The sequence below is a fragment of the Chromobacterium sphagni genome, assembly GCF_001855555.1.
Lineage (GTDB): Bacteria > Pseudomonadota > Gammaproteobacteria > Burkholderiales > Chromobacteriaceae > Chromobacterium > Chromobacterium sphagni.
Genome location: NZ_MKCT01000001.1, coordinates 377,338 through 402,883, shown reverse-complemented (window position 1 = coordinate 402,883; position 25,546 = coordinate 377,338). Strand labels below are relative to the sequence as shown.

Below are 25,546 nucleotides of genomic sequence, written 5' to 3'. Positions count from 1 at the left end.
TTAGGCGATAATGTGATGCGTAAATATAGAAAAATATGACGAATGGTGATGCAATTTCGCATCAATGACGGAGCGGATGCGATGAACTGGGACAATGCGCGTTACTTCCTGGCGCTGGCGCGCGCCGGCAGCCTGCGCGGCGCGGCGCAACGGCTGGAGGTGGACCAGGCCACGGTGGGGCGGCGGCTGCAGGCTTTCGAATCCGAGATCGGCAGCCGCCTGTTCCTGCGCACGCCGCAGGGCTACCAGTTGAGCGAGGCCGGCCGCATGCTGCTGGCGGACGCGGAAAGAATGGAGGCTGCGGCCGAGGCCTTCGGCCGCAAGGCGGCGCAGAGCGACCAGCAATTGGCCGGGCCGGTGCACATCGCCGCCACCGACACCGTGGCGGAAAGCTTCGTCATCCCGGCGCTGGCCCGTCTCAGCCGCAGCCATCCCGAGTTGGAGTTCACCCTCAGCACCGGGCTGGGCCTGAGCGACGTGGCGGCCGGCGAGGCGGACCTGGCGATCCGCAGCCTGCGGCCGCAGAAGGGCGATTTGCTGATCCGCAAGCTGGCCACCATCGAGATGGGGTTGTACGCGTCGGACGACTACCTGGCGCGGCGCGGCCGGCCGCAGCCGGGCGGCGGTTTCGCCGGGCATGAGTTGCTGATGTTTCCGCGCGGCACGGTGCCGCGCCACTGGCAGCAGTTGTGCGGCGAGGACATCGGCCAGGCGCGCATCGCGCTGCAGGCCAATTCGCAGCTGACGCTGAGGCAGGCGGCGCTGCAGGGCATGGGCATCGCGCTGCTGTCCGCCTTCATCGCCGACCATGACGCCGGCTTGCAGCGCGTCTGGCCGGATCATGTGGACCAGGTGGAGATGTGGCTGGTGCTGCACCCGGATCTGCAGAAGGTGGCGCGGGTGAGAGCGGCGGTGGAGGCGATCGCGGCGGCGTTTGGGGCTGGGCAGACCGGATGAGGCGAAGCAAAAAAAGCGCCCCGTGACCGGGGCGGAGTGCAAGCAGGGTAGATGGGAGGCGCCGATCAGCGGTTCTGGAAGCTCTGTAGCACAGTCAGCAGGCTGGTCAGGTTGTCGGCGACGCCGCCCTGGGCGACTTTCTCGGTGGCGGCGGCGCCGGCCATGGTGTTCATGCTGTAGATCTGCATCACGCCCATATTGGCGGCGGCCTGCGCCAGCGTGTTCTGCTGCTGCTGGGCCGACACGGAGTTCTCGAACAGGATGCCGGTCGAGTGCGCCATGGTCTGGTAGATCGAACCCATCGCCATCGCCGGGGCTTCTCCCAGCACTTTCACGTTGCTTTGGGTGACGGCGTCGGTGATCTGGTTGTTGACGGAAGTCGGAAATGCCATTTTGTGTCTCCTGGTTTAGTTTGAATGAAGGATCAGCGGTTCTGGAAGGATTGCAGCACGGTCATCAGGCTGGACAGATTGTCCGGAATGCCGGCCTGGCTGACCTTCTCGGTGGCGGCGGCGTCGGCCATGGTGTCCAGGCTGTAGATCTGCATCACGCCGGTATTGGCGGCGGCCTGGCTCAGCGTGTTCTGCTGCTGCCGGGCCGAGACCGCGTTTTCGAACAGGATGCCGGTGGAGTGGGATGCGGTCTGGAACAGCGAGCCCATCGCCATGGCCGGGCCTTCGGCCAACACCTTGACGTTGGTCTGGGTGACGGCGTCGGTGATCTGGTCGTTTACTGCGGTGTAAGCCATATCTTATCTCCTTGCCGGGAGCGCCTTAGCGGCGGAACGATTGCAGCACCGTCATCAGGCTGCTCAGGTTGTCGGCCACGCCGGCCTGGCTGACCTTTTCGGTGCCGGCGGCGTCGGCCATGGTGTCCACGCTATAGATCTGCATCACGCCGGTGTTGGCGGCGGCCTGGCCCAACGTGTTCTGCTGCTGCTGGGCCGACACGGCGTTTTCGAACAAGATGCCCGTGGAGTGGGACGCGGTCTGGAACAGCGATCCCATTGCCATAGCGGGCGCTTCGCCCAGCACCTTGACGTTGGATTGGGTGACGGCATCGGTGATTTGGCTGTTTACGGCGGTGTTGTTGGCCATGAGTTAGCTCCGGTATCAAATGGGCGCTGGATCAGCGGCTCTGGAAGGACTGCAGCACGGTCATCAGGCTGGTCAGGTTGTCGGCCACGCCGGCTTGGCTGACCTTCTCGGTGGCGGCGGCGTCGGCCATGGTGTCCATGCTGTAGATCTGCATCACACCCATATTGGCGGCGGCTTGCGCAAGGGTGTTCTGCTGCTGCTGCGAGGACACGGCATTTTCGAACAGGATGCCGGTGGAGTGGGCCATGGTCTGGTACAGCGAACCCATGGCCATGGCCGGAGATTCGCCCAGCACCTTGACGTTGGATTGGGTGACGGCGTCGGTGATCTGGTCGTTTACGGAAGTGGGGAAGGACATGTGTTTCTCCTGATTGGGATTCGAAGGTCTGGGGTGTTGCAGCCGGTAGCGGCGGTCTTGCATCCGGGGCGCCGGCGCCGCGGGACGCGGCAGAGGCCTGGCGGGGGCGTTTCTCGTCATGGCGGCGTTGGCGGCCGGAGCCAGCTTGGCCGATCGAGCGGTTTGCGCAGCCTGCTGCCGGCTGGGGCCGGCTGCAGGTGGGCGTTTGACCGTGGCGAAGCGTGCGACGGGAAACTGTTGCCGCCAGGGCCGAGCGCGCCGACGTTTGCGATGGGGCATCGGTCAGCTCCGCTGGGCCGTGCCGATTAACGGCGGAACGACTGCAGCACGGTCAGCAGGCTGGTCAGGTTGTCCGCGATGCCGCCTTGGCTGACTTTCTCGGTGCCGGCGGCGGCAGCCATGGTGTTCATGCTGTAGATCTGCATCAATCCCATATTGGCGGCGGCCTGGCTCAGCGTGTTTTGCTGCTGCTGCGAGGACACGGCGTTCTGGAACAGGATGCCGGTGGAGTGGGCCATGGTCTGGTAGATCGAACCCATGGCCATGGCCGGGGCTTCGCCCAGCACCTTGACGTTGGACTGGGTGACGGCGTCGGTGATTTGGTCGTTGACGGAAGTCGGAAAAGACATGCGTGGCTCCTTGTTTTAGATGAGGGAAACGAGACACCGGGGGGAGGAGGCGGCCGGCTGGCCCTCCTCTCCTGGTGCTACTGCATGAACGGCGTCGAGGGTGGGCTGTGAACATCACTGGCGGCCGATGCCACAGGCGCAACAAGCGTGTCTGCGACGCCCGGAGCGGCAGCGGCTGGGGGGATGGCAGGGGCGCTCGGCGCGGCGGGCGGCATGGCCGGGGTTGCCGCGTCCTGCGCCGGTCCGGGCTGGGGAGGCGGAGTGGTCTGCGGGGATGACAGTGCGGCGGCATCCATCGCCTGCAACTTCATCACCACTTCCTGCAATTGCGCGGACAGCGGGCCGAAATACTGCTGGAAGCACTGCTCCACCTCCTGCCGCGCCAGATTGGACAGGTGTCCGGCGATCTGGCTCAGCGCCAACTGGCTGCCCGGCTGCAAAGTTCCCATGGCAGGCTGCAGCGACGAGGGCCGCAGCTCGGCCAGGCTTTGCGTGCCTTCCAGCAGCTTGAGGATGGCTTGCTCCTCGGCCTCCTGCACTTGCAGCGCCTGGCTGGAGCTGGCCTGGATTGAGGACAAGAGATCGCGCATATTGGCGTTGGCATGCTGATGGCCATGCGAGATGGCATGCTGGGTCTGTTGCCGGGCCTGCTGGATGGGCGCCAATTGTGGAGAGGCGCTCTGCGCGTTCTGTTGAAACGCCGCTAGCGTTTGCGTCTCTTGCGGCTGTAGCGAGCGTCCCAGATACTGTTCTGCTACTTGGCGCAAGGCGGGGTTCAGCGGTGTATCAGCCATGGCTGGCATCCTGGTGTTGGCTTATCAGCGGGGCCAAGGCGCTGCGCATGGCCAAGAGCGCGTGCAATACCGACAGGAAGCGGTTGTCGTCATGGCCGGCTGTGGCGTTCATCAAATCATTGGCCCAGGCGCCCAGATGGTTGCCCAACAACTGCGAAACCTGCTCGTGCAGATGGTTCAGCTCGTCTTGCATGGCGTTTCTCCGTAAGAAAAGAATGCGAAAACAGCCCGCGCGGCTAAGCCGGCGGGCTGTTGCAAGAACGGTGGAGGGCCGCGTTTGTGAAAGCGTCAGCTGGCGACAGGGGCCTGGAACAAGGCTTGCTCGGCCTGGCGGCGGCGCTGCAGGCCAGGCACTTCTTGGCCGCCAGCCCGGTCCCAGCGCGGAAACTGGCCGGCGGCGCCGGCGTAATCGCGTTGATTCAGCAGCTTGAGCAGGGTGGAACTTTGCAGATTGGCCAGACCCAGGTTGTAGCTGAAGCTGACTAGGGCGGCAAACTGGTTGGCGTTTAGCGATACCTTGACCAGACGACCTACGCCGGCCTCGAAGCGGGCCAGGTCGCCCGCCAGCAATTGGTCGGCCTGCGCCTGGGTGATGACTTGGCCGGGTTTTACGTCAGACCCGGTGTGGCCGTAGCCTATGGTCCACACGTTCACCATGTCCTGATAGGCGATCAGTCTGAGACCTTCGAATTTTTTGATCAGCGCCAGACCGGCGGCATTGGTTTGCATGAGGTTTCCTTTGCGCAGGGATGGGTTTGCCGCGCCTAGGCTACGCGGCGCGGACGGGGAGCGTTCAGTGTGCACGGTGGTTTGTGCCGTGGCCGCAGGACGGGTTTCAGCGATGGCGGGCCCGGGCGCGCGCTTTCAGGCGGTAGGGGCATCCGCCGGCGGCGGCGTCAGCCATTGGCGCAGGCACTGCGCCAGCGCCGGCGGCAGCTCGCTCAGCGTCTGCTGCAGCGACTCCATCCGTTCGTCCCATAGTTGGCGGCCTTCCTGGCTGGCGGCGTTGAGCGCGAGCAAGGCGTCGCCGTCGCCGCGCGCCTGCTGCAGCGCCTGCTGCAGCTTGTAGGCTTGCCCGCGCCAGCCGGCGGCCCATTGCAGCTGCCACAGCAGGCATTGCCTGGCGTATTCGGTCCAGGTGTCATCGCACTGGCGGCCCAGCTCCAGCCAGGAAGCCGCGCCGGCGCGCTGTTGCCAGGCTTCCCGCCATTGCCGCAGCGCTTGCTGCTGCCATTCGCTCAGCTTCTCGCCGCCGTTCAGCCCGGCTAGCAGCCAGTCTTTCCATTGCCGTTCTTCCGGCAGGCCGGCAAAGACGAGCCGGCTCCAGTCATCGGGGGTATTCGCGCTCATGGCGGTCTCCTTAGCGGCGCCGGCTGTTCAAACGGTCCAGCATGGCGCGGATGGCGGCCATCTGCGGCGCGTTCTTGGCGTAGTAGTCCGGGTTGACCGGGTCCTGGCTGCTATAGCCCCAGAAGTCCCAGCAACCTTGCGGGTTGCGTTTGGGGTCGGATTTGATCTGCGGATACAGCACCACGATGCGGTTGCTGTCGGCGATCTCGTTGTAACCGGTGGTGGCGTAGAAGCGCGTGCCGATGCGGCTGTCCTCCTGGGTGCAGCCATGGAACACCACATGGGCGCGGCAGCTGTCCTTGGCGCAGGCGGCCGGGATATAGACATGGCCAATGGCGGCTAGGCCGGTATATCCCTGTTTGGAAAACTCGGTCTGGTCGAAATCCTGCAGTTGGCCGGACAGTTTGGCGGCGGGCGGCTTCAATGCGCCGTACAGCTGGCGCAGGATGTCTTGAGATTGGAAGAAGCCGCAGTTGTTGAGATTGGGCGCGGCGTTGGCCGGGCAGGCCAAATCGGTGCTGTTGGCTGTGATCAGCGCGTGGCCGGCGTTGACGTTGTCCACATAGCGTACTTGGGCGTCCGGCACGCCGGCGCTCTGGTAGAAGGCCCGCGTCTGCGCCACCACCTTGGGCAGCACGATGCTGTCCGACGCGCCGGTGAAGATGTACAACCGCTGGCGCTGGATGTTGTCCACCGGGTCGATCAGGCCTTGGCCGGCGAACTTCTGCGCCGCCTGCCAGGCCGCCGCGCCGGACGGCGCCGCGCCCAGCGGGCGCATGCACTGGGTGGTGGCGGTCATCAGGAAACGCTCCGCGCCATTCAGCCCGCCCAAACCGGCGCAGTAGAACGGCCCGCCGGCCACGATGCCGGCGCCGGCCACAGCGGCGGAGTTGGCCACGCTGAACTGCGCCGCCATGAAGGCGCCGGAAGACAGGCCGGACACGGTGTTCTGTTTGCTGTCCGTGCCCAGGGCGGGCAGTGGCGCGGCGGCATGAGCCAGGCCGGCGGTGGCCAGCCACAGCGCGGCCAGCAAAGCGGGTTTGAGGAAGGTGAGGCGCATGGTGGTTCTCCTTGTGTGAGGTTCACTTGTTCAGTTTTTGCAGCTCATTGATGCCGGACCAGCCGATAAATATCAGTCCCAGCTCGGTGGTGCCGAACGAGTAGGGCAGCCCGGCCAGGATGCCCATTGCCAGCCCCTTTGCCAGCGCCATGCCCGCGTCGTCCTTTTCCACCCACATCTGCGTCAGCCCGGCGCTGATGGTGGTGAGCAGCAGCAACAGCAGCCCGGCCAGCAGGAAAAAGCGGATCTTATCCGGCAAGGCCATGGCCTTGGCCATGTCCAGCAGCATCACGTCCCACAGCTTGTCCGACGCCAGCGCCACGATGGCGGACAGCAAATGCACCGGACTCTTGCCTAGTTCTGGAATGCTGCCGCGCAAGAGGCCCGTTTGCTGGTTGACGCTGCTGTCCTGATCGGCGTTGTCCATGGCGTGGCGTCTCTATTCATGAAAGGCGCGGCGCAAGCGGCGGCCTGGCCGCGCCGTGGTGTTGATGGGACGGCGGCCGGGCCTTGTCGTGAACGGTATCGGACCCGTAGCGCGGGTTGGCCGCAGGCCATACCCGCGAAAGCGTGAGGGTATGGGGTTGGGGGGTATGGTGGCGTTGGTCGCGGGTATGGCCTCAGGCCAACCCCCGCTACGCCGAGGCTGGTCTATCGGCCCGGCGCGCCGGCGCATAGGGCGTGCGAGAGTGGACTTTTTTGCCGAGACCAATATATGGCCCGTTTTCGTCGAGACCGCCTGCCCGGCGCCTGTTATTTCTTCACCGTGGTGACCGAGCGCCGGCAAGCCATTCTGTTAAAACCTGACGTGCGCGCCACCTTGCGCGAGGCCATTCTGGCGGTGCGGCGCGAGCGGCCATTCGCCATCGATGCTTGGGTGTTGTTGCCGGACCATCTGCACGCGATTTGGACCTTGCCGGAAGGCGATGCCGATTAAGCGCTACGGTGGCGCGAGATCAAGCGGCGAGTCACCCGCGCGGTGGGGCAGCGGTATTTCCGGGCCGAATGGTATAGCGCCCGCCGCGCCGCCAAAGGATGCGGCACCTTGTGGCAACACAGGTATTGGGAGCACCGCATCCGCGACGAAGCCGATTTCGCCGCGCATTTGGATTATGTGCATTTCAACCCGGTCAAGCATGGCCTCGCCGCCAGCGCGGCGGCATGGCCGTATTCCACCTTCCACCGCTACGTCCAGGCCGGCCGGTATCCCGCCGATTGGGGTGGGGCCACGTAGCGCGGGTTGGCCGCAGGCCATACCCGCGGAATGCGGCGGAGAAGTGGTGTGTGGCGTTATGGAAGGGGGCAAAGGCGATGAAGGGCGGTGATCGTATGGATCGCGGGTATGGCCTGTTGGGCCAACCCGCGCTACGCCTGGCGTTTACCTGTTTTGTGGGGGGGCAATGACAGGGACGTGTTGGGAAAGGGTGTGTGAAGTGGGGGGATGAGTTCACGGTTCGTTTTAGGCAGTATAAAACGCGTGGGCAAATCCGGAGATTTGCCCACCTAACATGTGGATTCCACAGGTTTGTGATCGCCGGAGTCGGAAATGTTGGGCCGACTTTATTTGATGACTGCGCTTTGCAGTGACTCCTTAGTCACTTTCTTCATGGTTCCTTGCTTTTTGGCTGGTGTTTTTACTTGAAAGATGTCGTACCATTCTTCAACTTTCACTGGTGCAATTTTATTAAGGTTTTTATTAGAATCTTCACTCCATATGCCATCATGGATAGTTGTAATATTGGTTGTTTTGTCTGTGATGGAAATGGGGGTTCCTATTAATAGACCGTCTGCACTAAGGTGGATGTTGTTTCGGTTGCCCTCGACATAGTCAGAAACAATGATTTGGAAGTCAAGGGGGAGACTGTTGTGTTTTTCTTTGAGTACACCCATTGCGTGCTCAAAGCAAATTTCCAGTCCGAATAGCCGGTCGCTGATATTTACAAGTCCATTTTCGCTTTTTCGATCAATAGATAATACTACATCTTTATTGTTCTGGTTTTCGTAAAACCCACTGGATTTTCTGTGTTTCCATATCTCGCCATTATAGTATATAAATAGTGAATTTGAATAGATTTCTACTGAATTTCCTTGGATGATTTGTTCTCTCCAGTATTTTTTATATCTATCAATTTCAGTTTGTTGGAGTCTTCCATCATGAATGTTTCTGAGGGGGTTGGTTTTATTGGGGTCAAGGATGTAAGGATTTTGCTCTTCGTTCATGCGGGATAGCATTTTTTTAAAGCGATTAATGCCTTTTTCTTCGGATAGATTAATAGTTTTAGTGTAAGCCATCGTCCCTGGTATTAGCACGATGTCTTTGTATTTTCGGCTGGTATTGGCTAAATTTTGCCGGTATTGAAGCATTGTGTCTCTTGTGATGGATAAAGATGAGTTACTTCTGGATAGGAAATATTCCGGTGCTGTTATTATGCCTTTTATTTCCTTGTCAAGAGGAATGTTATTGCTTGTTATTTGGTTGTTTAGATCGGCGCATGCTGAGGTAATTATTTCAATGCGTTTGTCAAGTGCTAGAGCATCAAATTTCGTATTGCTGCTGTTTTGCCACTTGATGACGGAGATGTAAGTGTGCATTTTTAATCCTTTGGTTAGTTTGATTGTTGTGATGTTTTTGGGGGGGCTATTTATCGCTTGTTAGTGATTTATATTTCGAGAGGCTTTGATCTATCTTGTCCAACGCAAAATGCGCCGCCTCGCCCTCGATTGCGCCGGCCGCAGCAGCCACCGCCGCGGCGGTGCCGACCAAGAGATCGGTGATCAAAATCCCCAGCGCGTCCTCCACGCCGCCCTTGACGTCCTCCTTGGCGAATTTCTCGGTCATGTTCTTCAGCAGCACGCTCTTGCTGGCCAGGGCCAGTTTGCTGGCGCCGTCGAAGTAGTTGGCGCCGGCCTGGGCCACCAGGCCGCCGGCCTGGGTGATCATCATGTTGGGGGCCACGGCGATCTGGTTGCCGGCGTAGGCGGCGGTTTCGCTGTTGGAGAGCTGCACCGCCTGCACGATCTGGCTGTTCAGCGCGTCGTTGCCGCTGCCGCCGGATGGCGCGGTGCTGAGTTTTTCGGTGAAGCCGCGCAGCGGGCTGGATGACGGCGGCGGGGCGGCGGGCTGCGAGAGCTGAGTGGGAGGCGGAACGGCGGGGGCCGGCGTGCTTGACGGTGATTGGGTTTGGGCCTTCGCTCCGCCGTCTGGCGAGCCTGCTGCATTGTCGGCCTGCATGGTTTGCGTATTGGTCTCGCCGACATTGCTGTCTTGAAGCGCTTCGGCGCCGGCTGTTTGCGATTTTTCCGCTGACGAGCCGCTCTGCGATTGATTTTTTTCGCCGCTATCCTGCTTGCCGCGGAAAAAGCTTTTAATGTCCATGCTTCCATCCTCCCTGGCTTAATGGCGTCAGCTCTTGTCGCCGACGGACAGGATCATCGACACCGCTTTGGAAATCACCGCGCTGTTGATCTGGTTCAGCGCCTGCTGGCTGTGCACCGAGTTCTGCAGCGCCAGGCCGGCGGAGTGGCTGGCCACTTGGTACAGCGAGGCCATGGCCTGGGCCGGGGCTTCGGCCACGACCTTGACGTTGGTCTGGGTGACGGCGTCGGTGATTTGTCCGTTGACTGCGGTGTTGTCTGCCATGTTTGCTCCTGGATCGCAGGTGAGGTTGATGAGGGCGCGGCATGCGCTTGCCATACGGACGCGCCGTCGCCGCGCGTGTGAAAAGTTTTTACCAAGGTTACAAATCCAGGCTGCCGGCGCGGATGGCGGCCAGCGCTTTTTGGTACGGTTCCGGCGAGACGCTGATGTCGCCGTAGAAGGGGGTGTCGTAGATCAGGATGATGGCCAGCACGATGGAGATGGAGACGGCCATGGCGCAGGTGAGAAAGAAGTGCACGCCCTTGCTGGGCACATGCATCAGCCAGGCGAAGAACACAAGCAGCACCTCGCCTATCAGGCTGACGGTCCAGATTTCCCATGGGATGGTCATGGCCTGGTTGAACAGCCGGGCGTGGCGGCTGACGTACAGTTCGTTGAGCTTGTCTTGGGCCAGGGCCAGGTATTCCGCCTCTTTGTGGCCGGCGGGATGGATGGCCGACAACACTTTGCTCAAATAGCCCAGCTGCGGCGAGGAAACGGGCACTTCTTCGCCTTGTTGCTGCAAACGCCATTCTTGGTGGATGACGGCGTCGAGATAGGCTTGCAGCCCCTTCTGTATTTTATGGTTTGTCTCCGGCAGTCCTTGCGCGCTCATCCGGTACAGCGAGGCAGCGAGGCCAGCTTCGCGCTCGGCGATTTCCATCGAGTTATCGAAGTGGGAGATGGCGCGTACCAGCAGGGCGGCGATGATCAGGCCGTAGAAAATGCCCACCACGGCGATGATGACGCCGACTTCGTCGCTTTGCTTTTCCGTTATGTGCTCCGGCGCCAGCCTGCGCATCAGGAAATGGGTGAGTACCGCCAGCAGGCAGCCAAATGAGGCCCACGCGGCGATCTGCAGCGCGGAGGGCATGGAAATGAAATGAATCAGCATGTCGTTCATCCTTGTAGTCTCCGTGGCGAGTGGGGAGAGGCCGGGGGTGCGTCCGTGCGGGAATGGGAGGTTCGTCTGGCCAGAAGAGGGCGCTGGCGGGAGCGGCTCCCGCGCAGGTCTGGCTTAGGTGTTGACCACTGGGGGCTGCGGCGCGTCCGGGTCTGTCGGCGCGAGCGAGGCATCCAGGTTTTTCCCAAATGTCTGCAGCAGCAGCTTCAGGCCTTCCGGCATGGCTTGCTGTTCCGCCTTTACTTCCACGTGGTAATGCGCGTCGTTGCTTCTTTGCGAGGCGCGCTTGTCGTCGCGCGAGCGGGAGCTATCGGAGGATACCGAGCCTTTCAGCTCCACCCCGAAGCTTCCCCAGCCGACACGCGCGTCCCAGGTGGCGCCGGCATCCAGCTTGCTGGCGCTTTGCACATCGGTTTCACGGCTGAAGCTGGACTTCACTTCCATATCGAAGGTGATGTCCACCGAGCGGATCGCCAGCGAGGGGATGTGCATCATGGTCAGCACTGGCAGGTTCAGCGTCAGAGAAGTCTGCGTCGGCGCGGCCGCCCCGCCGGCGCGCGACGATGCCAGCTCTATGGCCGCCGTCAGCGGCCGGTAGCCGAGCAGCTTGCCATTACGGTCGATGATGCGGCTGAAGCCGGTTTCCAGAATCGATTGGGTCTGGGTCAGCGCCAGACTGTGCTGCGCCTGCGAGGCGGCCTGCAATGGCCCGCCGATCAGCGCCTTCATCGGCAGCCCGGAAAACTGTTGGGCCAGGCTCAATACATTGTCGTCAGGCGTATCTGCCATGGGAGCTCCTTATTGGATGTTGATGAGTGGGGCAAGGCGCGCCGGGTTCAGGTAGGCAACTGCGCGTTCAGCAGCTTCTCGTAGGCGGCCACCATGCGTTGGTAGCCGGCGGGCGGCTCCAGGCCGCGGATCACAATCTTGATTTCCGCCGTCTGTTCATCTAGCGGCCGCATCGAAACCAGCACATCCGCGTCTTCCCCGGCCGGGTCCGGTGTTTCTGCCAAAGCCAGGCTGAGGGTGGTCAGCACTTCCACTTGCTCGATGGCAAAGCTTTTCAGCGGCAGCAGCGTGATCAGCGGCACTTGAACTTGGTGGTGTTCCAGTGTGACTACGCCGTTGCGGCTCACTTCGCGGGGGACGTTCATGCCGACCATGCGCGCGGTCCAGGCGCCCTCCGGGAAGCTTTGCGATGGGTCTTGCTCCTGGTCCGGGATGAAGAATTGCTGCAGCTCCTCGATATGCTGGTGGCTGACGCTGCGTTGCGCTTCGATCACGGCCTTTTTCAGGCCACTGATCAGGCTGCCCAGCGTGGCCTTCATTTCCGCTTCTCCTGATGCGCGCGCGCGGGGTATGGCGAGGTGGTCAGATTGCCCAGACGGAAGGAATGGCGCGCGATGCGGCGGGTTGGCGGTGCTGGCGGGCAAGCCGTTGCAGGGTGTGGATTCAAGGCCTGCCGCAACAGGCGGGCCATTCCGGCGATGAGCAAGGCGGCCAGGCCGGCATCCACAGAGGCCGGCAGCAGGCCGGGGCGCAAGGCGTCGGCGGGATGCAAAGGCAGCTGGCTGCACAGGGCATAAGCGATGCCGAAGCCGCAAATGTCGAACGGCAGCGTGCTGGAGGGCCTGGCTGCGGGGAAGGGCGGAGCCAGCAATCGCTCCAGCAGCAGCGCCAGCACCGCGCAGAGCGCTAGCAGAGAGGGAGGCGAGGAGGCGGGGGAACACGTCATGAAATGCTGATCCTGTGAAATTGTGCGGGCGGGCGGCGTGACAGCCAAAGCCGGCGCTGCGCATGGTTTAGCTTCATGCTTCAGGTACGGCGGATGCCGGGCGGCGTGAAGTCTTGATCCAGATGCTTGCGCAGCGCTTTGCGCAGCAGCTCCACGCGCTTGCGCGCCAGGGCTTCATTGATGCCAAGGCTGGAGGCGATTTGCGGATAAGGCAGGTCCTCTTGAAACTTCAGCTGGAACAAGCGCTGCTGTTCCGGCTTCAGTCCGGCCAACGCCGCCTCCATGCGGGCCAGTTGCTGTTTCAGCGTCAGCAATTGTTCAGGTGTAGGCGCGTTGGAGCTGTGGGCATGGACTGTGTCGCAGTCCAGGTCGGAGTTCGGATCGATCACGAGGTTTTCCCGTCCCTGGCGGCGGACGAAGTCTAGAAAGGCGTGGTTGAGCGCCAGAAACAGGAAGCCGGCCAGGTTTTGCACCCGCTCGGCGGAGTGCTGCAGATACAGGTGTACTTTCAGCGCGGTGTCGGACAACAGTTCGTCGGCGCGGTGGGTATCGCCCTTGCACAGATGGCGGGCGCGGCGCTGCAGCTTGGGCTGGATTTCTCGCCATACCGCCGCCAGCGGCTGGATTGAGTCTTCATTCTTTGTGAATTTCACTTGGTAGTCCTGAATGACAAACGGAATTTCAGGATTGCCCAGTTGAAGGTTTGATTCTGTTTCTTGTGTGACAAATGAAATTAAAGAGGTTGAATAATTAAGGCAGGGCTCCACCTTGCTGCGCGATCCGGCGCAACCGTTCCGGATCCTTGATTTGCAAGGCGCGGCGCAATGGCTGAATCAGTCCGCTGCGTTGCCATTCCTTGAGTTGGGCATTGAGTCTGGGACGGCTGGCGTTGAGCATGGCGGCCAGAATGCTCTGGTTGAACTGCATCGGCAGCCAAATGCCGTCCGGCCCGGCCTGGCCCTTGAGCGCCATCTCTTCCAGCAGATGGCGGGCGAGGCGGGCCTCCAGCCGGTACAGGCAGACGGTTTCGACGAAATTGCTCAGCCGCTGCAGCCGCTGGCACAGCTGGGCCTGCACCCTGGACATGAAGGCGGGGTCCTGCTGCAGCAAGGAGAAATGGGGCTGATGCAGCAGCAGCAGCCTGGCGTCGGCGCTGAGCAGGGCGTTGCTGTTGCGCAAACCGGTTTGCAGAAGCGCGCTTTCTCCTACCAGCTCGCCGCAATGGCTGCGGTCTATGATGACCTCCTTGCCATCCGGCTCATCCAGGGTATGGTGCACGGTGCCCTGCATGACCAGGGCGATGAAGTTGGCTGGCTCGTCCTTCCAGAACAGCAGCTTCCGCTTCTTGCCTTGCAGCGGCACCGCGTGTTTTTGCAGATGCAGCAGCAGGGGCTGGGAAAGGCCTTGCAGCAGCGGCAGCGAAGACAGTTGCTGGAGATAATCTAGCGGTGGCGCTGTTGGCGAGGACGGCATGATGGTTTGGCTGGGCATGGTTTTCCGCATGGTGTGGTCTTGGCGGCGAGTGGTTTGACATGTAATGCGACCGGCATGATGTCCTAAGCCTGCTGCGCCGTACTTGCTCTTAGCGGAAAACGCTGCAATTAATGCCGTGTGAATAGTGTGGGCTGAATGGTTGGCGCGGGGGATGAGCGTAGTTATCGATTGGCTTGCATCTGCAATGCCACCCGCATAGCAATCCCATTGGTATTCTCGCGCTTTGAGTGGAGCCAGGGTGGTCTGAATGTTGGAAATCTATGGCACTGTCCATTCCCGCACCTTGCGCGTGCTGTGGATGGCTTGCGAACTTGAGCTGGACTTCGTCCACCACCCGTTGGACTGGCAACGTTGCGGCCAGGACGCGGACTATTTGGCCCTGAATCCGGCCGGCACTATTCTGGCCTTGAAGGACGGCGATTTCGTGCTGGCCGAATCGCTGGCGATCAACCTCTACCTGGCGGGGCGGGAACCGCGGCTGTGGCCGCAGGATGAACAGCGGCAGGCTTTGGCTGTGCAGTGGTCGTTTTGGGCGTAGTCGGCATTGGAGGACGCGTAGGCGCGCTGGGCCGAGCACAGCCTGTGGCTGCCGGCCGCATTGCGTAATAACGCGGCGCGGCGCCAGGCGGAGCGGGATCTGCAAAAGCCGCTGGGGCGGCTGGAGCTTGCCTTGCGCGAGCGGCCCTATCTGCTGGGCGAGGCGTTCAGCGCGGCGGACCTGAACGTGGCGGGGGTGATCAACAGCCTGGCCGGATGCGAGCCGGAGACGCGACCGCGTGTGCATGATTGGCTACGGCGCTGCCTGTCGCGGCCGGCCTATCTGCAGGCGGCGAAACTGCCTTGAGCCGCTTGACGGCGGCGGCACCGGCTAATAAAATGCGCAGCTCTTGGAGGGGTTACCCCAGCGGTCAACGGGTCCGGACTGTAAATCCGGCGGCTCAGCCTTCGAAGGTTCGAATCCTTCTCCCTCCACCAGATACAGAAAAAGCCAGGCGCGATGCCTGGCTTTTTTGCGTCTGCGCGCCGCTCAGGCCAGCAGATGGCGGGCGTGGAAGCGCAGCTGCGCCTCGATGAAGCTGGCGACGAAGTAGTAGCTGTGGTCGTAGCCGGCGTGGCGGTGCAGTTCCAGGCGGCTGTCGCTCTCGCGCGCCGCCTTCTGCAGCGCGTCCGGCTGCAGCTGCTCGGCCAGGAAGGGGTCGGCCAGGCCGATGTCCACCCGGATCGGCAGCGGGCTGCCGCGTTCGGCCAGCAGCAGGCTGGCGTCCCATTCCCGCCAGCGGGTTTCGTCGTCTCCCAGATAGGCGGCGAACGCCTTGCGGCCCCACGGCGCCTTGACCGGATGGCAGATCGGGCTGAAGGCCGACACCGACACGTAGTCCTGCGGCCGCTTCAGCGCGCATACCAGCGCGCCGTGGCCGCCCATCGAATGGCCGGCGACGGCGACGCGGCCGTTGAGCGGGAACTGGCCGCGCAGCAGCGCCGGCAGCTCCTGCGTCACGTAGTCGTACATCCGGTAGTGGCGGCTCCACGGCGCCTGCGTGGCGTTGAGGTAGAAGCCGGCGCCCTGGCCCAGGTCGTAGGCCGGATCGTCCGCCGCCTCTTCGCCGCGCGGGCTGGTGTCCGGCATCACCAGCGCGATGCCCAGCTCCGCCGCCACTCTTTGCGCGCCGGCCTTGTGGCTGAAGTTCTCGTCGCTGCAGGTCAGGCCGGACAGCCACAGCAGCCACGGCAGCTTGTGCTGCGCCGCCGCCGGCGGCAGATAGACGCCGAAGCGCATCGCGCAGCCCAGCGCGGCCGACTGGTGCCGCCACTGTTGCTGGCGGCCGCCGAAGGCCAGGTTGTCGCTGATCTTTTCCAGACTCAAGCCTGCTCCTTCGCGCGGTAGTGGATCACCGAGCGTATGCTCTTGCCCTGGTGCATCAGCTCGAACGCCTCGTTCACCTGCTCCAGCGGCATGGTGTGGGTGATGAAGTCGTCCAGCTGGAATTCGCCTTGCAGATAGCGTTCCACATAGGTCGGCAGCTCGGAGCGGCCGCGCACGCCGCCGAAGGCGCTGCCGCGCCAGACCCGGCCGGTGACTAGCTGGAACGGCCGGGTGGCGATTTCCTGGCCTGCGCCGGCCACGCCTATGATCACCGATTCGCCCCAGCCCTTGTGGCAGCATTCCAGCGCCGCGCGCATCACCTTGACGTTGCCTATGCATTCGAAGGAGAAGTCCACGCCGCCGTCGGTCATCGCCACGATCACGTCCTGGATGGGCTGCTCGTGCAGGCTGGGGTTGACGCAGTCGGTGGCGCCCAGCTTCCTGGCCAGTTCGAATTTGCCCTCGTTGATGTCTATGCCGATGATGCGGCCGGCACCTGCCATGCGCGCGCCTATGATGGCGGACAGCCCGATGCCGCCCAGGCCGAAGATGGCGACGCTGTCGCCCGGCTGCACTTTGGCGGTGTTCACCACCGCGCCCATGCCGGTGGTGACGCCGCAGCCCAACAGGCATACCTCTTCCAGCGGCGCGGCCGGGTTGACCTTGGCCAGCGAGATTTCCGGCAGCACCGTGTATTCGCTGAAGGTGGAGGTGCCCATGTAGTGGTAGATGGGCTGGCCGTCCTTGGAGAAGCGGGTGGTGCCGTCGGGCATCAGGCCCTTGCCCTGCGTCGCGCGTATCTTCTGGCACAGATTGGTCTTGCCGGACTGGCAGAACTTGCACTCGCCGCACTCAGGCGTGTACAGCGGAATCACGTGGTCGCCCACCGCCACGCTGGTGACGCCCGCGCCCACCGATTCCACGACGCCGCCGCCCTCGTGGCCCAGGATGCAGGGGAAGATGCCTTCCGGGTCTTCGCCGGACAGCGTGAAGGCGTCGGTGTGGCAGACGCCGGTGGCCACCAGCTTCACCCGCACCTCGCCGGCCTTGGGCGCTTGCACTTCTATTTGTTCGATGCTCAAGGGCTGGCCTGCGGCCCAGGCCACGGCGGCCTTGCAGCGGATGACGTTCTGGCTCATGCGGGGTTCCTCTTCTGAATGATGATAGGCGGTATCGCCGCGCAATCGGCCATTGTATTTTTCTCTTGGGCATTCATAATCGGCCAAATCGGTAAATGATTTTTTCTGTGGAGAAACAATGGCCGGCTGGGAAGGCATTCATGAATTCGTCGCGGTGGCCGACAGCGGCAGCTTCACCCGGGCGGCGCGGCAGCTGGGGATTTCGGTGGCGCAGGTCAGCCGCCAGATCAGCCAGCTGGAGGCGCGGCTGGGGGCCAAGCTGCTGTACCGCACCACCCGCCAGTTGAGCCTGACCGAGGCCGGAGGCTTGTACCTGACCCACTGCCGCCAGTTGCTGGAGTCGCTGGCCGACGCCGAGCAGGCGGTGTCGCGGCTGCAGGCGGCGCCGCAGGGCAAGCTCAAGCTGACCGCGCCGCTGGCCTATGGCCAGAGCCACATCGCGCCCTTGCTGCTGGATTTCATGCAGCGCTATCCGCAGCTGGAGGTCGGCCTCAATCTGTCCAACCAGTTGCAGGACCTGGTGCACGAGGGCTACGACCTGGCCATCCGCATCGGCCATCTGTCCGATTCCTCGCTGATGGCGCGCAAGCTGTCGCAGCGCCGCCACCACATCTGCGCCGCGCCGGCCTACCTTGCCCGCCACGGCGCGCCGCAGCGGCCGGGGGACCTGGCCGGCCACGCCTGCCTGCTGCTGGGCCAGGACAGCTGGCATCTGCAACAGGGCGGCCGCCGCCAGACGGTGCGGGTACAGGGGCCGCTGCGCTGCAACAATGCCCAGGTGCTGGCCGACGCCGCGCTGCGCGGCATGGGCTTGGTGCAGCTGCCGGACTACTACGTGGCGGCGCACCTTGAGAGCGGCGCGCTGCGCGAGGTGCTGGCCGACTACGCCGAGCCGGAGGAGGGCATCTGGGCGCTGTATCCGCACAACCGCCAGCTCAGCCCCAAGGTGCGGCTGCTGGTGGATTTCCTGGCGGAGGCCTTGTCTTCCGTCCAGCCATAGAGTCCTTGCCAAGGCGGCGGGCGGCGACAATAATCGCCCATTCTTTTGTGGAGCAATGGCGATGGTGATAGCGGAATCGAGAGTGGAATGCATGGTGGTGCACCGGGTGGGCAACCCGACGCGCGGCGAGCCCTTGCAGCTGTCCGAACGCACCACCTCGGTGGACGAGGCGGTGTCCGGCCTGCTGCTGGACGGCTACCTGAAGGGCATAGTATCCGACCGCAAGAAGCACCAGTTCGTCCACGAGACCGATCTCAACCTGAACGAGATCTACCACTACACCCGCCAGTTCTTCCGCGGCGAGATCGATTTCCTGGCGGTGTCGCAGCGCATCGCCAAGCATCTGTACGGCCGCTCGCAGCATCCCAACATCAGCGCCGGCGATCTGCTGATCATCGAGTTTTCCGGCCTGGGGGACGGCGAGCGCGAGGAGCGCGCGCTAGGGGTGTTCAAGTCGGAAATCCGCGACGACTTCCTCACCATCATCGACGGCGCCGGCGTGTTCGACATCAGCCACGCCTCCGGCATCAATCCGCGGCTGATAGACAAGGGCGCGCTGATCCTGGAGCACGGTCCCACCGTCTACGCGGTGGACCGTCTCAGCCGTGAGGCCAAGTTCTGGCTGGACGATTTCCTCAAGGCGCTGCGGGTGCCGGACAAGGCTTCCAGCAGCAAGATGCTGGCCAGCGTGGTGGAGCAGTTGAGCGGCGAGATCGAGGACCCGATGGAGCAGGCGCGCTTCAAGGACGAGCTGTTGACGCTGGTGGAGAGCCAGCAGGAAGAGGTGGCGGCCAAGTCGCTGACCGACGCCGCCGAGCGCTTCGTGCCGCGGGCCCAGGTGGAGGAGGCGCTGGGCAGCGCCGCCGAATCCTACGGCTTCGAGCTGGACGACGAGGCGCGGCTGCCGGCCAAGGGCATGGCCAAGCAGCTGGAAAAGACGCTGTCGCGCTACGGCGTCGGCCACGGCATCAGCGTGCTGCTGCCTTCCGGCATCACCTTGAAGAACATCCAGTCGGTCAACGACGGCGAAGGCGGCCTCAGCCTGACGCTGTTCCTCAACAAGCGCGACGGCTGAGGCGGCGCCGGTTTCCCGCTGGGCCAGCAGAATGACAAAACCCGCCGGATGGCGGGTTTTGTCATGGCGGGAACGGCTCAGGCCTGCAAGGCCAGGGTGCCGCTGCGGCCAGGGATTTCGCCCATCACCACCCGGCCATTGGGCAGGGCGGCGCGATCCAGGCCGTTGAAGATGTCCAGGCAGCTGACCAGCTGGTAGCCCTGGGCCTGCCAGCCCTGCAGCAAGCGGTCGAAAGTCTCGGCCAGGCGCATGCCTTCCAGCTCGGCGTGCAGCGTGTAGACATGGCCGCTGTCCGGCGCGGTCTCGGTCAGTGCCAGCAGGTGCTCGTGCACATTGTCGTTGGTGAGGCCGTTCAGGCCTATCAGCTCGTCCAGCGTCGGCAGCGTGGTGGGCAGCTGCGGCACGCCCAGGCTGCGGCCGGCGGCGTCCACCGGCTGGAACGGGTGGGTGCCGCGGCCGTCGGACGCGTACAGCATGCCCAACTCCTGCTGGTAGGCCAGCGCGGCGTCGTTGATCTGCCAGCCGGCGGCGCCGTGGGTGCGCGGCGGCTCGCCGAAAATCTGCTGGAAGCGGCGCGCGGCCTTGTGCATTTCGGCGCGGGTCCACACCGCGTCTTCTTCCGCCACATGGTCCTGCCATTTGATGTGGTCCCAGCAATGGATGCCCACTTCGAAGCCGGCGTCGCGGACCGAGCGCAGCAGCGCGGCCTCGCGCCGGCCGATGTCGGGGCCCGGCAGCACGGTGCCGTACAGCAGGGTGCGGATGCCGTAGTGTTCCACCACCGAGGTGCGCGACACCTTGGACAGGAAGCCGGGACGGAACACGCGCTTGATGGCGCGGCCGGTGTGGTCCGGCCCCAGGCTGAACAGGAAGGTGGCGTTCGCCTGGCGACGCTGGAGCATCTCCACCAGCCTGGGCACGCCTTCGCGGGTGCCGCGCCAGGTGTCGACGTCTATCTTCAGGGCGAGTTTTTTCATTGTTCTGGCAAGTTCAAGTGTTCGGAATCGCTGGCGAGTTTACCGTGTTGCGGGCTTGCCGTGCGGTTTTCCGGCTGTCATCGCCAACACGGAGGCGATAAACGCGCTCTTGGCGTCGGTGTAGGCGGCGCGGTGTCCGCCCATGCTTTGCGCCAGTTTCCGCTTCAATGCCTCGTATTCGGCGGCGAGATGGCCATCGGCGCGCAAGGCGTCGGGAAAGGCCAGCTTGTCGCGCCAGAAGGCGCTGTCCAGCGCCACTGCGTGCAAGTGGACCTGGCGCGGCGGTTGGGCGGGACGGGTGAAGTAATGCCGGTCCGGCATGGCGGCGGCCATCTGTGGCTGATGGTGAAAACCCGCCGCGAGCAATGCTGGGATGCGGGGCTTGATGCCTGCTAGTGCCGGCAGGCCCAGCATGATGTCGATGATGGGTTTGGCGGCGAGGCCGGGCACGGCGGTGCTGCCTATGTGCTCGATCCGGCAGGCGTCGGCCAGCGGGGCTAGAGCCGACAGGAGACGCCGGCGTTCGGTCTGGAAGCGCGCAGGCCAGGCTGGGGAATAGGGGGCGAGAAAGATGATGTCGGGCATGTGAAATGGGAGCATCCTTCAAAGCGAGGATATCATTTCTCTAGGGCAAACGGTTTTGCATTCGATGGCGCAAAGCGATGGAGTCCGCAGCGCGGACGATGATTTTCACGGCGGTTCCGCCCGCCAGCACGGGCAAAGGAGCTGTCTCGCCAGCCCCTTTGCGATCCCAGGCGACCCCCGCGGCCCGAGAAACCCCGGCGGAACAGTCTTGTGCCAGGCGCCGCCGATCAAAAAAACGGCGGCTTAAAGGCTCCTGGCCCAAGACTGTTCCACCGGCACGGGCCGAAGGGGGATGGGACGGCTGCCGATCAGCCGCTCGCTATGCGGCGCACAGCATGAGCGGAGAGGTTTCTTCGGACAGATTACACCGACAGGTCGCGGCTGGCGGCCACCTGGTCGCGGTAGTAGTCGTAGATGCCGCGCAAGGCGTCGGCCATGGTCACGGTCGGCTTCCAGTCCAGATCGGCCATGGTGTTGCTGATCTTGGGCACGCGGTTCTGCACGTCCTGGTAGCCCTTGCCGTAGTAGGCGCCGGAAGTGGTTTCCTCCACTTTCACCTTGTCGGCGTTGAGCTGGTATTCCGGATAGACGCGGGCCAGGTCCACCATCATTTGCGACAGCTCGCGGATCGAGTAGTTGTTGGCCGGGTTGCCGATGTTGTAGATCTGGCCGGAGGCCTTGCCGTCCTTGTTTTCGATGATCTTCATCAGCGCGGCGATGCCGTCGTCCACATAGGTGAAGGCGCGCTTCTGGTGGCCGCCGTCAACCAGCTTGATGGTTTCGCCGCGGACGATATGGCCCAGGAACTGGGTGATCACGCGGCTGGAGCCTTCCTTTGGCGTGTTGATGTTGTCCAGGCCGCCGCCTATCCAGTTGAACGGGCGGAACAGGGTGTAGTTCAGGCCCTGTTCCATGCCGTAGGCGTGGATGACGCGGTCCATCAGCTGTTTGGAGCAGGAGTAGATCCAGCGCGGCTTGTTGATCGGGCCGCAGATCAGCTCGGAGTTTTCCGGGTCGAACTCGTCGTCGTGGCACATGCCGTAGACTTCCGAGGTGGACGGGAACACCAGATGTTTCTTGTACTCTACGCATTGGCGGACGATGGGCAGGTTGGCCTCGAAGTCCAGCTCGAACACACGCAGCGGGTTGTTGACGTAGGTGGACGGGGTGGCGATGGCCACCAGCGGCAGCACCACGTCGCATTTTTTGACGTGGTACTCGATCCATTCCTTGTTGATGGTGATGTCGCCTTCGAAGAAATGGAAGCGCGGGTGGTCTTTCCATTCGGCCACGCGGTCATCGTGCATGTCCATGCCGTAGATGTGCCAGTCGGTGGTCTCGATGATGCGTTTGGTCAGGTGGTGGCCGATGAAGCCGTTCACGCCCAGGATCAGTACTTTTTTCATTGGATGTCCTCACTCGCCCGCAGGCGGAATAATCAAATTTTGTTTAAAGGCTCAGCGGCAGCGCGTCGCCGCCGGCAAGCGCGGCAAAGTTTTCGGCGCCGAGCGCTTGCCCGGCCAGTTCGGCCTGCAGCACCGCCAGGCGTCCGCCGTCGGCGGCGCGCAGCCACAGCCGGCCGGCTTCTAGGTAGAGCTCGGCGGCGGCGGCCGGAGTGGTCCGACCGGCCTGCAAGGTCTTCCACAATAGCAGGCGGCCGGCGCGGGTGTCGGCGAAGGCGCCGGGGAAGGGAAGGGTCAGCGCGCGCACGAAATTGTGTAGTTGCGCCGCGCCGGCCCGGGCGTCGATGCGGCCGTCTTCCGGCTTGCGGCCGCCGAAGTAGGCGCCCTGGCTCAGGTCTTGCTGGACATGCGGTGCGGCGCCGGCGATCAGGCCGGGCAGGCTGCGCCACAGCACCATCTCCGCCGCCACCGTCACCTTGGCGAACACTTCGTCGGCGCTGTCGTCCGGCAGGATGGGCACCGCCATCTGGTCGACGACGGGGCCGCTGTCCGGCTTGACGTTCATCTGGTGCAGGGTGGCGCCGGTTTCGGTTTCGCCGTGGATCACCGCCCAGTTGATCGGCACCCTGCCGCGGTACTTGGGCAGCAGCGAGCCGTGCATATTGTAGGCCCCGCGATTCACCGCTTCCAGCAGCGGCGCTTTGAGCATGTGGCGGTAGTAGAAGGAGAACAGGAAGTCGGCCTGGCAGGCCTTGACCTGTTCCACCACGTCCGGCGCGTTGGGGTTGTCCGGGGTGATCGCCGGGATGCCGTAGTCGCGCGCGGTTTGCGCCACGCTCTGGAACCAGATGTTTTCGTTGGGGTTGTCCTGGTGGGTCACCACCAGCGCCACGTCCACGCCGCGGCCGATCAGCGCCTTCAGGCAGCGAACGCCGACGTTGTGGTAGGCGAAGACGACGGCGCGGCTCATCGCAGGTCCTTTTTTTCCAGCACCGCCTGGATCACGTAGCGCGGGCGGGCGCGCACTTCCTGGTAGATGCGGCCGATGTACTCGCCCAGCAGGCCGATGCCGAACAGCGCGATGCCGATCAGGAAGAAGGCGATGGCGAATAGCGTGAACAGGCCGCCTTCTTCCGGGCCTATGATCAGCCGGCGCAATACCATATAGGCCACCAGCAGGCCGGAGCCGGCCGAGATCAGCATGCCCAATAGCGAGAACAGCTGCAGCGGCACCAGCGAAAAACCGGTCATCAGGTCGAAGTTCAGCCGGATCAGGCTGTACAGCGAGTACTTGGACTCGCCGGCGAAGCGCTCTTCGTGGCCTACGGTCACCTCGGTGGGGTTCTGCGCGAACTGGTAGGCCAGCGCCGGGATGAAGGTGTGCAGCTCGTTGCACTGGTTGATGGTGTCGATGATGCGGCGGCTGTAGGCGCGCATCATGCAGCCCTGGTCGGTCATCTTGATGCGGGTGAGCTTCTCGCGCAGATGGTTCATCGCCCGGCTGGCGACGTGGCGCCACAGGCTGTCGTTGCGCTGGCGGCGGATGGAGCCGACGTAGTCGTGGCCCTTGTCCATTTCATCCAGCAGCAGCTTGATGTCTTCCGGCGGGTTTTGCAGGTCGGCGTCCAGCGTCACCACCCGCTCGCCGCGGCTGTGCTCGAAGCCGGCCAGGATGGCGCGGTGCTGGCCGAAGTTGCCGTTGAACAGTACCACGCGGGTGACGTCGGGGCGGAGCTTGAACTGTTCCGACAGCATGGCCACGCTCTTGTCGCGGCTGCCGTCGTTGATGAACACGATCTCGTAGCCGATGTTCAGCGCGTCCAGCGCCGGATACAGCCGGTCGAACAGCGCCTGCAGCACGTCCTGTTCGTTGTAGACCGGGATGACAACGGAAAGATGGATGCTTGTATTCATGAGTCTCAGCTTAAAACAGGACGCAGCACGGCGCTGACGGTTTTGCAGACGCGGAGCACGTCCTCGTCGCGCATCGCAGGGAATAGCGGCAAGGTGACGGTGCGCTGTCCGATGTCCTCGGCGACCGGGAACTCGCCTTCGCGGTGGCCGCGCTGGCGGAACAGGGTGAACAGGTGCATTGCCGGGTAGTGCACGCCCACGCCTATTCCCTGCGCCTTCATACGGGCGATGAATTCGCCGCGGTCCACGCTCATCCGCTCCAGCGGCAGCAGCGGCTGGAACATGTGCCAGTTGGATTGTTCAAAGTCGGCCGGCGGCAGATCGCAGCCCAGCTCGCGGTCGAAATGCTGGAAGTATAGCTGGGCCAGCTGGCGGCGGCGGGCGTTGAAGCCGGCCAGCTGCTTTAGCTGTCCCAGGCCGATGGTGGCGGCGATGTCGGTCATATTGGCCTTGCCGCCCAGCACGTCGACGTCCATGGTGCCGTCTGGCAGGCGGGTGACGCCCTGCAGCCGCAGCTTTTCGAACAGCCGCGCCTCGTCGGCGTTGTTCAGCACCAGGCAGCCGCCTTCGCCGCTGGTCATGTTCTTGTTGGCGTGGAAGCTGAACGACACCAGGTCGCCGCCGTTGCCTATGTTCTTGCCTTTCCAGCTGGCGCCCATGGACTGGGCGGCGTCTTCCACCACCCGCAGGCCGTGCTTGCCGGCGATGGCGTATAACCGCTCGCGGTCCACCGGCAGGCCGGCCAGGTCCACCGGGATCAGCGCGCGGGTGCGCGGCGTGATCGCGGCTTCCACTTTGTCCAGGTCGAGGTTGCGGGTGGCCGGGTCGGCGTCTACGAACACCGGGGTGGCGCCCACTTTCAGGATCACATTGGCGGTGGCCACCCAGCTCAGCGGGCAGGTGATCACCTCGTCGCCGGGGCCGACGCCGGCCACCAGCAGCGCCATTTCCAGCGCGGCGGTGGCGGACGATACCAGCCGCACCGGGCGGCCGCCGCAAAAGGCGGACAATTCGGCTTCCAGCTGCTGGCAGCGGGGGCCGGTGGTGATCCAGCCGGAGCGCAGCACGTCGCCGACGGCGGCGATGGTGTCCTCATCGATGTGGGGACGGGTAAACGGCAGAAAATCCATCACAGGTCCTTGCAAAAATCAGCTGCGCGCCACCAGCACTACGCCGACGATGATGACGGCGATGCCGATCAGCTTCTGCGCGGTGAGGGCCTCGCCGAACATCCAGTATGCCAGCATGGCGTTGACCACGTAGCCGATCGACAGCATCGGGTAGGCGACGCTGACCTCCACCCGCGACAGCGCCATGATCCAAACCACCACGCTGACCGCGTAGCAGGACAGGCCGCCGATGATGGGCAGGTTGGTGGCCAGCGACCAGCCTATCGGCAGCGCGTTGGCGGCGGAAAAATCGAAGTGGCCGATCTGGCGCACCCCGGCCTTCAAGCACAGCTGCGCGGCGGCGTTGAGCAGCACGCCGAACAGTATCAATCCGAATTCAATCAGCTTCATGCATCCATTTCCAATTTCGCCCGCGCGCAGGCGGCGCGGGACATTTCCCTCTCC

General features: G+C 63.4%; 34 protein-coding genes, 1 tRNA gene and 1 pseudogene. 7 read left to right on the top strand and 29 right to left on the bottom strand.

The genetic code is table 11. The features are described from left to right. Nucleotides 1–48 precede the first annotated feature (48 nt). Complete coding sequence (locus tag BI344_RS01980; RefSeq protein ID WP_241499231.1) at nucleotides 49–957, top strand: LysR family transcriptional regulator; 909 nt, start codon at nucleotides 49–51, stop codon at nucleotides 955–957. 65 nt (nucleotides 958–1,022) lie between these two features. Here BI344_RS01980 and BI344_RS01975 read toward each other — a convergent pair whose 3' ends face one another. The 11 genes from BI344_RS01975 to BI344_RS01925 form a co-directional block, all read right to left on the bottom strand. Then, complete coding sequence (locus BI344_RS01975; RefSeq protein ID WP_071111282.1) at nucleotides 1,023–1,349, bottom strand: RebB family R body protein; 327 nt, start codon at nucleotides 1,347–1,349, stop codon at nucleotides 1,023–1,025. A 32-nt stretch (nucleotides 1,350–1,381) separates the two neighbouring features. After that, complete coding sequence (locus BI344_RS01970) at nucleotides 1,382–1,705, bottom strand: RebB family R body protein (RefSeq protein WP_071111281.1); 324 nt, start codon at nucleotides 1,703–1,705, stop codon at nucleotides 1,382–1,384. Nucleotides 1,706–1,730: 25 nt separating this feature from the next. Then, nucleotides 1,731–2,054 carry a RebB family R body protein gene (locus tag BI344_RS01965; protein WP_071111280.1) on the bottom strand — a complete coding sequence of 108 codons (324 nt, stop codon included), beginning with the start codon at nucleotides 2,052–2,054 and terminating at the stop codon, nucleotides 1,731–1,733. A 31-nt stretch (nucleotides 2,055–2,085) separates the two neighbouring features. After that, a complete protein-coding gene (locus tag BI344_RS25080) occupies nucleotides 2,086–2,691 on the bottom strand; it encodes a RebB family R body protein (RefSeq protein WP_241499230.1) in 606 nt (201 codons plus the stop codon). A gap of 26 nt (nucleotides 2,692–2,717) precedes the next feature. Next, on the bottom strand, nucleotides 2,718–3,041 hold the full coding sequence (locus BI344_RS01955; protein ID WP_071111278.1) for a RebB family R body protein: 324 nt from the start codon (nucleotides 3,039–3,041) through the stop codon (nucleotides 2,718–2,720). Between the two features lie 77 nt (nucleotides 3,042–3,118). Then, nucleotides 3,119–3,835, bottom strand: a complete 717-nt coding sequence (locus BI344_RS01950; protein ID WP_139166854.1) for a hypothetical protein — start codon at nucleotides 3,833–3,835, stop codon at nucleotides 3,119–3,121. Beyond that, nucleotides 3,828–4,028 carry a hypothetical protein gene (locus BI344_RS01945; protein WP_071111276.1) on the bottom strand — a complete coding sequence of 67 codons (201 nt, stop codon included), beginning with the start codon at nucleotides 4,026–4,028 and terminating at the stop codon, nucleotides 3,828–3,830. Before BI344_RS01945 ends, BI344_RS01950 begins: the two co-directional genes overlap by 8 nt. 95 nt (nucleotides 4,029–4,123) lie before the next feature. After that, entirely contained in the window at nucleotides 4,124–4,564 is a 441-nt protein-coding gene (locus tag BI344_RS01940; protein ID WP_071111275.1) for a lysozyme, read from the bottom strand. Nucleotides 4,565–4,699: 135 nt separating this feature from the next. Further along, complete coding sequence (locus tag BI344_RS01935) at nucleotides 4,700–5,185, bottom strand: hypothetical protein (protein WP_071111274.1); 486 nt, start codon at nucleotides 5,183–5,185, stop codon at nucleotides 4,700–4,702. 10 nt (nucleotides 5,186–5,195) lie between these two features. Then, nucleotides 5,196–6,245: an extracellular catalytic domain type 2 short-chain-length polyhydroxyalkanoate depolymerase gene (locus BI344_RS01930; RefSeq protein ID WP_071111273.1), complete on the bottom strand. Its 1,050-nt coding sequence runs from the start codon at nucleotides 6,243–6,245 to the stop codon at nucleotides 5,196–5,198. A 22-nt stretch (nucleotides 6,246–6,267) separates the two neighbouring features. Beyond that, the gene (locus tag BI344_RS01925) at nucleotides 6,268–6,672 is read right to left on the bottom strand and encodes a hypothetical protein (protein WP_071111272.1); all 405 of its coding nucleotides are present in this window, start codon (nucleotides 6,670–6,672) and stop codon (nucleotides 6,268–6,270) included. Nucleotides 6,673–6,960: 288 nt separating this feature from the next. Between BI344_RS01925 and BI344_RS01920 the strand changes: the two are divergent. Next, nucleotides 6,961–7,479 (top strand): annotated as a pseudogene (locus BI344_RS01920) (REP-associated tyrosine transposase). Nucleotides 7,480–7,805: 326 nt separating this feature from the next. Here the strand turns inward: BI344_RS01920 and BI344_RS23605 are convergent. The 9 genes from BI344_RS23605 to BI344_RS01875 all read right to left on the bottom strand — a co-directional run bounded on the left by BI344_RS23605 (nucleotide 7,806) and on the right by BI344_RS01875 (nucleotide 14,012). Continuing rightward, nucleotides 7,806–8,837: a hypothetical protein gene (locus BI344_RS23605; protein ID WP_139166853.1), complete on the bottom strand. Its 1,032-nt coding sequence runs from the start codon at nucleotides 8,835–8,837 to the stop codon at nucleotides 7,806–7,808. A gap of 46 nt (nucleotides 8,838–8,883) precedes the next feature. Continuing rightward, nucleotides 8,884–9,621 (bottom strand): hypothetical protein, encoded by a 738-nt coding sequence (locus BI344_RS01910; protein ID WP_239690810.1) that lies wholly within the window; start codon nucleotides 9,619–9,621, stop codon nucleotides 8,884–8,886. A 27-nt stretch (nucleotides 9,622–9,648) separates the two neighbouring features. Then, a complete protein-coding gene (locus BI344_RS01905) occupies nucleotides 9,649–9,885 on the bottom strand; it encodes a RebB family R body protein (RefSeq protein WP_071109869.1) in 237 nt (78 codons plus the stop codon). Between the two features lie 97 nt (nucleotides 9,886–9,982). Then, nucleotides 9,983–10,777: a bestrophin-like domain gene (locus BI344_RS01900; RefSeq protein WP_158020708.1), complete on the bottom strand. Its 795-nt coding sequence runs from the start codon at nucleotides 10,775–10,777 to the stop codon at nucleotides 9,983–9,985. 123 nt (nucleotides 10,778–10,900) lie between these two features. Further along, on the bottom strand, nucleotides 10,901–11,575 hold the full coding sequence (locus BI344_RS01895; protein ID WP_083338657.1) for a DUF2589 domain-containing protein: 675 nt from the start codon (nucleotides 11,573–11,575) through the stop codon (nucleotides 10,901–10,903). A gap of 47 nt (nucleotides 11,576–11,622) precedes the next feature. Further along, on the bottom strand, nucleotides 11,623–12,114 hold the full coding sequence (locus BI344_RS24275; RefSeq protein WP_071111269.1) for a DUF2589 domain-containing protein: 492 nt from the start codon (nucleotides 12,112–12,114) through the stop codon (nucleotides 11,623–11,625). Then, on the bottom strand, nucleotides 12,111–12,521 hold the full coding sequence (locus BI344_RS24270; protein WP_158020710.1) for a hypothetical protein: 411 nt from the start codon (nucleotides 12,519–12,521) through the stop codon (nucleotides 12,111–12,113). The genes BI344_RS24275 and BI344_RS24270 overlap by 4 nt, the downstream gene beginning before the upstream one ends. Before the next feature lie 80 nt (nucleotides 12,522–12,601). Beyond that, a complete protein-coding gene (locus tag BI344_RS01880) occupies nucleotides 12,602–13,174 on the bottom strand; it encodes an RNA polymerase sigma factor (RefSeq protein WP_071111267.1) in 573 nt (190 codons plus the stop codon). Nucleotides 13,175–13,271: 97 nt separating this feature from the next. Next, the gene (locus BI344_RS01875; protein WP_204377993.1) at nucleotides 13,272–14,012 is read right to left on the bottom strand and encodes a Crp/Fnr family transcriptional regulator; all 741 of its coding nucleotides are present in this window, start codon (nucleotides 14,010–14,012) and stop codon (nucleotides 13,272–13,274) included. Between the two features lie 250 nt (nucleotides 14,013–14,262). Between BI344_RS01875 and BI344_RS22635 the strand changes: the two genes are divergently transcribed. From BI344_RS22635 to BI344_RS01865, 3 genes are all read left to right on the top strand, one after another. Next, the gene (locus BI344_RS22635; RefSeq protein WP_083370032.1) at nucleotides 14,263–14,553 is read left to right on the top strand and encodes a glutathione S-transferase family protein; all 291 of its coding nucleotides are present in this window, start codon (nucleotides 14,263–14,265) and stop codon (nucleotides 14,551–14,553) included. A gap of 60 nt (nucleotides 14,554–14,613) precedes the next feature. After that, entirely contained in the window at nucleotides 14,614–14,859 is a 246-nt protein-coding gene (locus BI344_RS22630) for a glutathione S-transferase C-terminal domain-containing protein (RefSeq protein WP_158021021.1), read from the top strand. A 45-nt stretch (nucleotides 14,860–14,904) separates the two neighbouring features. Further along, nucleotides 14,905–14,990: transfer RNA gene (locus BI344_RS01865), tRNA-Tyr, on the top strand. A gap of 52 nt (nucleotides 14,991–15,042) precedes the next feature. Here BI344_RS01865 and fghA read toward each other — a convergent pair. Together fghA and BI344_RS01855 are read right to left on the bottom strand one after the other, a co-directional pair. Beyond that, nucleotides 15,043–15,873 (bottom strand): S-formylglutathione hydrolase, encoded by an 831-nt coding sequence (fghA, locus tag BI344_RS01860; protein WP_071112024.1) that lies wholly within the window; start codon nucleotides 15,871–15,873, stop codon nucleotides 15,043–15,045. A gap of 2 nt (nucleotides 15,874–15,875) precedes the next feature. Then, complete coding sequence (locus BI344_RS01855; RefSeq protein WP_071111266.1) at nucleotides 15,876–17,018, bottom strand: S-(hydroxymethyl)glutathione dehydrogenase/class III alcohol dehydrogenase; 1,143 nt, start codon at nucleotides 17,016–17,018, stop codon at nucleotides 15,876–15,878. Nucleotides 17,019–17,136: 118 nt separating this feature from the next. Between BI344_RS01855 and BI344_RS01850 the strand changes: the two genes are divergently transcribed. Both BI344_RS01850 and BI344_RS01845 read left to right on the top strand, forming a co-directional pair. After that, on the top strand, nucleotides 17,137–18,018 hold the full coding sequence (locus tag BI344_RS01850; protein ID WP_071111265.1) for a LysR family transcriptional regulator: 882 nt from the start codon (nucleotides 17,137–17,139) through the stop codon (nucleotides 18,016–18,018). A gap of 61 nt (nucleotides 18,019–18,079) precedes the next feature. Next, nucleotides 18,080–19,093 (top strand): nucleoid-associated protein, encoded by a 1,014-nt coding sequence (locus BI344_RS01845; RefSeq protein WP_071111264.1) that lies wholly within the window; start codon nucleotides 18,080–18,082, stop codon nucleotides 19,091–19,093. A 77-nt stretch (nucleotides 19,094–19,170) separates the two neighbouring features. On the opposite strand, the gene BI344_RS01840 is transcribed toward BI344_RS01845, so the two are convergent. From BI344_RS01840 to BI344_RS01810, 7 genes are all read right to left on the bottom strand, one after another. Further along, a complete protein-coding gene (locus BI344_RS01840) occupies nucleotides 19,171–20,070 on the bottom strand; it encodes a 4-deoxy-4-formamido-L-arabinose-phosphoundecaprenol deformylase (protein ID WP_071111263.1) in 900 nt (299 codons plus the stop codon). Nucleotides 20,071–20,109: 39 nt separating this feature from the next. Next, nucleotides 20,110–20,655 (bottom strand): GrpB family protein, encoded by a 546-nt coding sequence (locus BI344_RS01835; protein WP_071111262.1) that lies wholly within the window; start codon nucleotides 20,653–20,655, stop codon nucleotides 20,110–20,112. Between the two features lie 362 nt (nucleotides 20,656–21,017). Further along, nucleotides 21,018–22,061 carry a bifunctional UDP-4-keto-pentose/UDP-xylose synthase gene (locus tag BI344_RS01830; protein ID WP_071111261.1) on the bottom strand — a complete coding sequence of 348 codons (1,044 nt, stop codon included), beginning with the start codon at nucleotides 22,059–22,061 and terminating at the stop codon, nucleotides 21,018–21,020. A gap of 43 nt (nucleotides 22,062–22,104) precedes the next feature. Next, nucleotides 22,105–23,028: a formyltransferase gene (locus BI344_RS01825; RefSeq protein WP_071111260.1), complete on the bottom strand. Its 924-nt coding sequence runs from the start codon at nucleotides 23,026–23,028 to the stop codon at nucleotides 22,105–22,107. Next, nucleotides 23,025–23,972 carry a glycosyltransferase gene (locus BI344_RS01820; protein WP_071111259.1) on the bottom strand — a complete coding sequence of 316 codons (948 nt, stop codon included), beginning with the start codon at nucleotides 23,970–23,972 and terminating at the stop codon, nucleotides 23,025–23,027. The genes BI344_RS01825 and BI344_RS01820 overlap by 4 nt, the downstream gene beginning before the upstream one ends. A 5-nt stretch (nucleotides 23,973–23,977) precedes the next feature. After that, nucleotides 23,978–25,102, bottom strand: a complete 1,125-nt coding sequence (locus tag BI344_RS01815; protein WP_071111258.1) for a DegT/DnrJ/EryC1/StrS family aminotransferase — start codon at nucleotides 25,100–25,102, stop codon at nucleotides 23,978–23,980. Nucleotides 25,103–25,120: 18 nt separating this feature from the next. Then, nucleotides 25,121–25,492: an SMR family transporter gene (locus BI344_RS01810; protein WP_071111257.1), complete on the bottom strand. Its 372-nt coding sequence runs from the start codon at nucleotides 25,490–25,492 to the stop codon at nucleotides 25,121–25,123. Nucleotides 25,493–25,546: the final 54 nt, after the last annotated feature.

Coding starts and splice junctions, on each gene's coding strand:
- BI344_RS01905 (WP_071109869.1), bottom strand. CDS start 9,885: ATGGCAGACAACACCGCAGTCAACGGACAAATCACCGACGCCGTCACC.
- BI344_RS01975 (WP_071111282.1), bottom strand. CDS start 1,349: ATGGCATTTCCGACTTCCGTCAACAACCAGATCACCGACGCCGTCACC.
- BI344_RS01945 (WP_071111276.1), bottom strand. CDS start 4,028: ATGCAAGACGAGCTGAACCATCTGCACGAGCAGGTTTCGCAGTTGTTG.
- BI344_RS01910 (WP_239690810.1), bottom strand. CDS start 9,621: ATGGACATTAAAAGCTTTTTCCGCGGCAAGCAGGATAGCGGCGAAAAA.
- BI344_RS01980 (WP_241499231.1), top strand. CDS start 49: ATGCAATTTCGCATCAATGACGGAGCGGATGCGATGAACTGGGACAAT.
- BI344_RS01955 (WP_071111278.1), bottom strand. CDS start 3,041: ATGTCTTTTCCGACTTCCGTCAACGACCAAATCACCGACGCCGTCACC.
- BI344_RS01825 (WP_071111260.1), bottom strand. CDS start 23,028: ATGAGCCGCGCCGTCGTCTTCGCCTACCACAACGTCGGCGTTCGCTGC.
- BI344_RS25080 (WP_241499230.1), bottom strand. CDS start 2,691: ATGCCCCATCGCAAACGTCGGCGCGCTCGGCCCTGGCGGCAACAGTTT.
- BI344_RS01810 (WP_071111257.1), bottom strand. CDS start 25,492: ATGAAGCTGATTGAATTCGGATTGATACTGTTCGGCGTGCTGCTCAAC.
- BI344_RS01855 (WP_071111266.1), bottom strand. CDS start 17,018: ATGAGCCAGAACGTCATCCGCTGCAAGGCCGCCGTGGCCTGGGCCGCA.
- BI344_RS01940 (WP_071111275.1), bottom strand. CDS start 4,564: ATGCAAACCAATGCCGCCGGTCTGGCGCTGATCAAAAAATTCGAAGGT.
- BI344_RS01900 (WP_158020708.1), bottom strand. CDS start 10,777: ATGCTGATTCATTTCATTTCCATGCCCTCCGCGCTGCAGATCGCCGCG.
- BI344_RS01950 (WP_139166854.1), bottom strand. CDS start 3,835: ATGGCTGATACACCGCTGAACCCCGCCTTGCGCCAAGTAGCAGAACAG.
- BI344_RS22635 (WP_083370032.1), top strand. CDS start 14,263: ATGTTGGAAATCTATGGCACTGTCCATTCCCGCACCTTGCGCGTGCTG.
- BI344_RS01840 (WP_071111263.1), bottom strand. CDS start 20,070: ATGAAAAAACTCGCCCTGAAGATAGACGTCGACACCTGGCGCGGCACC.
- BI344_RS24275 (WP_071111269.1), bottom strand. CDS start 12,114: ATGAAGGCCACGCTGGGCAGCCTGATCAGTGGCCTGAAAAAGGCCGTG.
- BI344_RS01815 (WP_071111258.1), bottom strand. CDS start 25,102: ATGGATTTTCTGCCGTTTACCCGTCCCCACATCGATGAGGACACCATC.
- BI344_RS01845 (WP_071111264.1), top strand. CDS start 18,080: ATGGTGATAGCGGAATCGAGAGTGGAATGCATGGTGGTGCACCGGGTG.
- BI344_RS23605 (WP_139166853.1), bottom strand. CDS start 8,837: ATGCACACTTACATCTCCGTCATCAAGTGGCAAAACAGCAGCAATACG.
- BI344_RS01895 (WP_083338657.1), bottom strand. CDS start 11,575: ATGGCAGATACGCCTGACGACAATGTATTGAGCCTGGCCCAACAGTTT.
- BI344_RS01850 (WP_071111265.1), top strand. CDS start 17,137: ATGGCCGGCTGGGAAGGCATTCATGAATTCGTCGCGGTGGCCGACAGC.
- BI344_RS24270 (WP_158020710.1), bottom strand. CDS start 12,521: ATGACGTGTTCCCCCGCCTCCTCGCCTCCCTCTCTGCTAGCGCTCTGC.
- BI344_RS01965 (WP_071111280.1), bottom strand. CDS start 2,054: ATGGCCAACAACACCGCCGTAAACAGCCAAATCACCGATGCCGTCACC.
- BI344_RS01935 (WP_071111274.1), bottom strand. CDS start 5,185: ATGAGCGCGAATACCCCCGATGACTGGAGCCGGCTCGTCTTTGCCGGC.
- BI344_RS01830 (WP_071111261.1), bottom strand. CDS start 22,061: ATGAAAAAAGTACTGATCCTGGGCGTGAACGGCTTCATCGGCCACCAC.
- BI344_RS01875 (WP_204377993.1), bottom strand. CDS start 14,012: ATGCCCAGCCAAACCATCATGCCGTCCTCGCCAACAGCGCCACCGCTA.
- BI344_RS01835 (WP_071111262.1), bottom strand. CDS start 20,655: ATGCCCGACATCATCTTTCTCGCCCCCTATTCCCCAGCCTGGCCTGCG.
- BI344_RS01925 (WP_071111272.1), bottom strand. CDS start 6,672: ATGGACAACGCCGATCAGGACAGCAGCGTCAACCAGCAAACGGGCCTC.
- BI344_RS01930 (WP_071111273.1), bottom strand. CDS start 6,245: ATGCGCCTCACCTTCCTCAAACCCGCTTTGCTGGCCGCGCTGTGGCTG.
- BI344_RS01820 (WP_071111259.1), bottom strand. CDS start 23,972: ATGAATACAAGCATCCATCTTTCCGTTGTCATCCCGGTCTACAACGAA.
- BI344_RS01970 (WP_071111281.1), bottom strand. CDS start 1,705: ATGGCTTACACCGCAGTAAACGACCAGATCACCGACGCCGTCACCCAG.